At 73.7% G+C, this 6,287-nt stretch carries 5 protein-coding genes and 1 pseudogene; 2 read left to right on the top strand and 4 right to left on the bottom strand.

Annotated features, from left to right (window positions below; genetic code table 11):
• Positions 1–299: pseudogene (locus tag ACXJKG_RS18540) on the top strand (MBL fold metallo-hydrolase); the annotation flags it as partial.
• 4 nt (positions 300–303) lie between these two features.
• Here ACXJKG_RS18540 and ACXJKG_RS18535 read toward each other — a convergent pair.
• Positions 304–714 carry a hypothetical protein gene (locus ACXJKG_RS18535; RefSeq protein WP_456847215.1) on the bottom strand — a complete coding sequence of 137 codons (411 nt, stop codon included), beginning with the start codon at positions 712–714 and terminating at the stop codon, positions 304–306.
• Between the two features lie 153 nt (positions 715–867).
• Here ACXJKG_RS18535 and ACXJKG_RS18530 point away from each other — a divergent pair, with 153 nt between their 5' ends.
• Positions 868–3,492, top strand: coding sequence for an IPT/TIG domain-containing protein (locus ACXJKG_RS18530; protein WP_456847214.1), 2,625 nt, complete (start codon positions 868–870; stop codon positions 3,490–3,492).
• Between the two features lie 28 nt (positions 3,493–3,520).
• Here the strand turns inward: ACXJKG_RS18530 and ACXJKG_RS18525 are convergent, their stop codons facing one another.
• The 3 genes from ACXJKG_RS18525 to ACXJKG_RS18515 form a co-directional block, all read right to left on the bottom strand.
• Complete coding sequence (locus tag ACXJKG_RS18525; RefSeq protein ID WP_456847213.1) at positions 3,521–5,209, bottom strand: AMP-binding protein; 1,689 nt, start codon at positions 5,207–5,209, stop codon at positions 3,521–3,523.
• A gap of 29 nt (positions 5,210–5,238) precedes the next feature.
• Positions 5,239–5,757 carry a GNAT family N-acetyltransferase gene (locus ACXJKG_RS18520; RefSeq protein ID WP_456847212.1) on the bottom strand — a complete coding sequence of 173 codons (519 nt, stop codon included), beginning with the start codon at positions 5,755–5,757 and terminating at the stop codon, positions 5,239–5,241.
• Position 5,758: 1 nt separating this feature from the next.
• Positions 5,759–6,287: acyl-CoA dehydrogenase family protein (locus ACXJKG_RS18515; RefSeq protein ID WP_456847211.1), on the bottom strand; the 529-nt coding region annotated here is incomplete at its 5' end.

Genomic DNA, 6,287 nt, shown 5'->3' with positions numbered 1-6,287 from the left:
ACGTCGGCTCGTGCACCCTCGAGGTCATCACGCTGGTCGGTCACACCCCCGGCTCGGTCGCCCTCGCGTACACGGAGCCCGACGGCCTGGTGCACCTGTTCACGGGCGACTCGCTCTTCCCCGGCGGCGTCGGCGCCACCACGAGCCCCGAGACGTTCACCCGGCTCTACGACGACGTCACGGCCAAGCTGTTCGACCGATTCGCCGACGACACCCGCGTCCACCCCGGCCACGGCAGCGGCACGACCCTCGGCACCGAGCGCCCCCACCTCGAGGAGTGGCGCGCCCGCGGCTGGTGACCGGTCAGCCGAGCACCAGCGCCACGCCCGCGCACACGAGTCCTGCACCGAACGTCGCCGCGAGGTGGACCACCGCTGACCGGTCGACCCGGTCGAGCGCTTCGTGCCGACCGTCCACGTCGTCCTGGGCGACGGCGAGCTCCCGCGCGGGGTAGGTGGCGAGGTGGACCAGCGCCCCCAGCAGGAGCAGGCCCACGACGAGGCCGCGCGAGCTCGGCGACCCGAGGCCACGGCCGACGACGACCAGGCACAGGCCGGCCAGCACGGCCGCGCCCCTGACCCGGTACCCGTGAACCGCGCTCGCAGACCGGTTCAGCTCCGAGCTGAGAGACCCGGGCCGCACGAGCGACATCACGGCCAGCCCGGCCACGGCCCAGCCGACCGTGACCACGATCAGGCTCAGCCAGTCGTCCACACCCGCGATCCTTCCCGATCACCGACGACCCACGCGCAACCCAGGATCGGGTGAACTCTCGTCACAAGGGACATTACGGACATCTGCATCGATATCGTCTTTCCGGCGGTGCGCGCCAGGCCGTCTGCCATCGTCGGACCAGGGGGACTACCGATGCGCGCCAACCGGACTTCCGTGCGGCGGTGGCTCACCCGCCTCGTCGTCGCTGCCCTGCTCGTCGTCGGGGCGCCGTTCGCCCTCGCCACCGCAGCCGAGGCCGGACCTGACGACTCCGTGATCGCGGGCCGCCTCGTCGCCCCGGACGGGACGCCGGCGAGCGGCTTCCGGATCTGCGCGAACGACTACACCAGCGCTGCGGTGGTCTGTGGCGACAACGCGGCGGACGGCTCGTTCTCGCTGACCGTCCCTGCGGGCGGGCAGTACTGGCTGGTGTTCTCCGCGCTCACCGACTCCTTCCTCGTTCCCGAGACGTGGATGTCGCCGCCCGACGTCCCGCCGGCGTTCGTGACCACCTACCCGGGCAGCACGACGACCATCGGCAACTACGCCCTCCAGCTCGGCGGCTCGATCTCCGGGCGGCTGCTCAACCCGGACGGCACGCCGGCGGCCGGTGCGATGGTGGACCTGCGCAACCTCCTCGTCGAGAACTGGCAGTGGGACTTCGGATACTCCGCGACGACCGACGGGGCCGGGAACTTCCGGTTCTGGCACCTCCCGGCGATCGCGGCGTACACCTTCGTGGGCATGGCCACCGCAGACCCGGCCGTCGCCGCGACGGGCTATCTGGTCGAGCCGGGGAACGACACCCCGCTCGGCGACGTCACCCTCGCTGGCCCGACGGGCACCGCGCCCGTCACGGTGACCGCGACGGGCGTCGGCGCGCCGCTCATCGGTGTCCCGACGACGGTCGACGTGGCTGTCTCGGGCGGGTCCGGGGTCCCGACCGGAACGGTTGCGGTGCGGAACGCCACGACGAGCGGCACGCCCGTCCCGCTCGACGTCACCGGGCACGCCACGCTCACCTACGTCCCGGGGTCGTACGCCCCGACCGTCGTCTACTCGGGCGACGCGACCTACGGCAGCGCGACGTCGGGGCTCGCGACGCCCGGCGGCGCGGCCGGCTCGCCGACGCTGTTCAACCCGGGCAACGACGACGCGTCGACCACGACCGGCGGACCCTTCGACCTCACCGGCACCAGCCTCGGTGCAGGTACCACGTTCACGCTCGACGGCACCCCGCTCGCCGGCACGGTCGACGCCGCCGGGACGCACGTGTCGTTCTCGCTGCCCCCGCACGTCGGCGGACCCGCCTGGGTCATCGCGACCAGCTCGGCCGGCTCGTCCCTCCCCGCCACCGCGAACTACGCCCGGGACGGCGCCAACCCGAGCATCACGACCGCCGACCCCACCAGCAACGCGGGTGGCGTCCTCACCTACACGGTGCACCTCGCCCCGCCGACAGGCCCGACACCGACCGGAACCGTCACGTTCCGCATCGACGGCGGCGCGAGGCACGCGGTCCCGGTCGTCGGCGGCACCGCGGGCTACACGACGGGCCTCGGCGCGGGAGTGCACCACGTGACCGCGTCGTACAGCGGGGACCCGATCTACCTGTCGTCGGCCGTGGCGCTGCAGCAGGGCACGACCATCGCACCGACCGTCGCCGCGGTCTCGCCCGCCGTCGTCACCCCGCTCGGCGGGGAGGTCCTCACCGTGACGGGCACGGGCTTCACCAGCGGGACCACGGTCTCCATCGGCTCGAGCCTCGGCGAGAACGTCGTCGTCGACTCCCCGACGGTGCTCCACGTGACGATGCCGGCCAACAGCGCGACCGGCGCGGGCAGGGTGGTCGTCCACACCTCGGGCGGTGTCAGCACCGACAACGTGGTCGTGACGTCGCAGCTCATCCCGACGACGGTGACCCTCACACCGTCGGTGCCGGCTCCGCTGCCCGGATCGTCGTTCACCGTCACCGCGACGGTGGGCGCGGCTCACGGCGTGGCGACGGGCGGCCTGCTCACCCKGCTCGTCGACGGCAGCAGCGTCGGTGACTCCCCGCTGGTCGGCGGGGTGGCCACGTTCACGACCTCGCTGACCGCGGGCTCGCACACGTTGTCCACGAGCTACGCCGCGAACAACACGTTCGCGGGTTCGACGGGATCCCGCACGGTCGCGACCGGGACCTCCCGCCCCTCGCTCACCAGGGTGTCCCCCGCGACCGGCTGCACGGCCGGCCGCAACTACGTGACGCTCACGGGCACCCGCCTGACCGGCGCCACCCGGGTCACCTTCGGCTCGCTGTCGAGCGGCGACGTCCGGCAGGTCTCCGACACCTCGCTCCTGGTCCGCGTCCCGCCCCACGGCGCGAGCGTCGTCCGGGTCGCGGTGACCACCCCGGCCGGCACGACGACGGACGTCGTCCGGTACACCTACACGGCACCGGCGGCCGGGTACAGCTGCCCGACACCTCCTCCGCCGCCGTCCGTGCGACCCCAGGTCACCGGGGTGAGCCCGGCGACCGGCTGCACGGCGGGACGCACCTACGTCACGGTGACCGGCCTCGCCCTCACCGGTGCAACCAGGGTCACGTTCGGCAGCGCGGTGTCGACGGCCATCTCGGTCGTGTCCGACACGCGACTGTCGGTCCGGGTCCCGCCGCACGGYGCCAGCACCGTCCAGGTCGCCGTGACGACCCCCGGCGGGACGTCGACCGTGACGGGGAGGTACACGTACGTCGCCCCACCGACGGGGACGTCCTGCCCGTCGGTGCCTCTCTGACCTGACGACGCCCCCAGGTGGTGGGGGGTCAGCCCGCGAGCACGGACTCCCGCACCACGCGGCGCAGCACCTTGCCCACCTGCGACCGGGGCAGCTCGTCGAGCACCACGAGCCGTCGCGGGAGCGCGTACCGGGCAAGGTGCTGCTCGCCCCAGGCGCGGACGGCCGCGAGGTCGATGCCGTGCGCGTCGGGCTCGAGCACGACGGCCGCGACGACGGTCTCGCCGAGGTCGCCGCCGGGCACCCCGACCACGGCGACGTCGACCACGCCGGGCATCGTGCGCAGGTGGTCCTCGACCTGCGACGGGTAGACCTTGAACCCCCCGCTGACGATGACCTCCTTGATGCGGTCCACCAGGACGACCCACCCGGTGTCGTCGACGGTCACGATGTCGCCCGTGCGCAGCCAGCCGTCGTCGAGCAGCTGCTCGGCGGTCTCGTCGGGCCGACCCCAGTAGCCCGCGAACACCTGCGGCCCCTGGATCAGCAGCTCCCCGCGCTCCCCCGGCTCGACGTCGCGCGTGACGTCCGTCGGGTCGACCACGCGGATGCTCGTGCTCGGGAACGGCAGACCGAGCGTGCCGGGCCGGCGGGCGTCGGTCAGCGGGTTGCCGAGCGCGACCGGCGACGTCTCCGTCATGCCGTACCCCTCGATGACGAGGCCGCCCGTGACCTCCTCCCACGCCCGGGCCGTCTCCGCCGGCAGCGCCATGGCGCCCGAGATCGCGTACCGGAACGAGGTGAGGTCCGCCCCGGCCTTGCGTGCGGCGGCCGCGAGCCGGTCGAGCATCGGCGGGACCGCGGGCAGGAACGTGCCGGGCACGCGCTCCTGGGCGGCGAGCACCATGGCGGGGTCGAACGACGGGAACGCGACGAGCGTCGCGCCGATCCGCATCGCGTAGCTGAGGCAGAGCGTCAGGCCGAACGCGTGGAAGAACGGGAGGACGCCGAAGACGACGTCCGTGCCGGGCGTGGCTCCGGTCCACGCCTGACCCTGGACCGCGTTGGCGACGAGGTTGCGGTGGGTGAGCATCGCTCCCTTCGGGGTCCCCGTCGTGCCGCCCGTGTACTGCAGGAGCGCCACGTCGGACGCGCCCGGAGTCGGGTGGGCCGGGTCGAGCGGAGCGGCACGGGCGACGAGCCGGTGCCACATCGGGAAGGCCGGCGGCACCTTTCCGCACATCGCCGCGCGGGCCTTGCGGGCGCTGGGCACCGGCAGCCGCAGGGCCAGGCGCTTGCCGCGCGGGAGGTCGGCGGACAGGTCGACAGCGACGACGGCCTTGAGCGAGGTCCGAGGCAGCGACTCCAGCACGCGCGGCACGGCCTTCTCCCACACCAGCGCGACGACCGCGCCGGAGTCGGCCAGCTGGTGCGCGAGCTCCCCCGCCGAGTAGGTCGGGTTGTGCTCGACGACGACCGCGCCGACGCGCAGCGCCGCATAGAACGCGACGACGTGGCCTGTGCTGTTGGGCATGATCAGTGCGACCCGGTCGCCGGGGCGGACACCGAGGTCGAGCAGCACCTGCGCGCCGCGTGCGACGGCGTCGGCCAGCTCGCGGTACGACGTGACCGCGCCGAGGAAGTCGACGGCCGTCCGGTCCGGCCACTGCTGCGCGGCACGATCGAGGGCCGCCGTGAGCGGCTCGTCGGGGATCGTCACCTCCCGCGGGGCGCCGGTGGCGGCAGGGGACGGACGGCCTGAACCCACGGTGGTCATCTCCCGATCGTAACCTACGGGTCCGTAAGTTACTTGTGAGTAGGTTGTGGGTCGTCGCCCCGTTCCCAGCGCGTCACGGTCACCCCGTCGGGCTCGACCTCGAGCCCCAGCCGGACGAACGACGACCGCTCCAGGACACGCTCGCTCGCCCTGTTGTCGACCATCGTCACCGCGTGGACGCGGTCCGCCCCGTGCTGCAACGCCCAGGTCGAGAGGGCACCGACCGCCTCCGTCGCGAGCCCGAGCCCGCGCCCGGCGGGCAGGAACGCGTAGTAGACGTAGGGTCCGTCGACCCGCAGAGCCAGCCCGATGGTCCCGACGGCCGAGCCGTCGCGCTCGACGACGAACCGCCCACCCCGGCCGTCGGCACGGAGCGCGAGGCTGCGCGCCACCCGCTCGCGGGCCTCGTCGACACCGACGTCCGCGGGGTAGTAGGTCCAGCGCGGCACGTCCGGCACCCGGCTCAGGGCGTGGTCGAGCTCCCAGTCGTCTGCGCGCAGCGCCCGCACCCGCGCCCCGGGCAGGACCAGCTCGTCCGGCAGCTCCACCTCAGGCCTCCGGCGGACCCAGCACCGAGGTGGCGACGGTCGCGTGCGCCGACTCGTCGTCGGACGGGTGGAACAGCCCCGCGAGGACGTCCCGGTACAGCCGGCCCAGCTCGCTGCCGCTGAAGTACGAGCCTCCGCCCGAGACGCGGATCGCGTTGTCGACGACCGCCCGCGCCGACTCGGTCGCGCGGACCTTGAGCCCGACCAGCTGCGCGAACCAGCGCGCGCCGTGGTCGACCTGCTCGTCGACGTCCCGTGCGAGCGCGAACACCTGCAGCTCGGCGCCGTCCTGCGCCAGGACGGCGTCGGCGATCCGCCACCGGATGTCGGGGTCCTGGGCGTACGCGCGCCCGTCGTACTTCATCGAGGTCCGCCGCCGGGCTGCGGCGACCCCCAGCTCGATCGCCCGCCGCCCGATGCCCGTGTAGACGGCGCCGAGCAGGATCTCGAAGACAGCGAACAGCGCGAAGACGAACGAGTCGGCACTGGGACCCGTCGGCAGCGAGCGGTACACGCGGTCGGGGCGGGCC

This window comes from Cellulomonas sp. P5_C6 (assembly GCF_054049635.1).
Note: the sequence above shows the minus strand (reverse complement) of the source record. Positions and strands in the feature narration are given on the sequence as shown.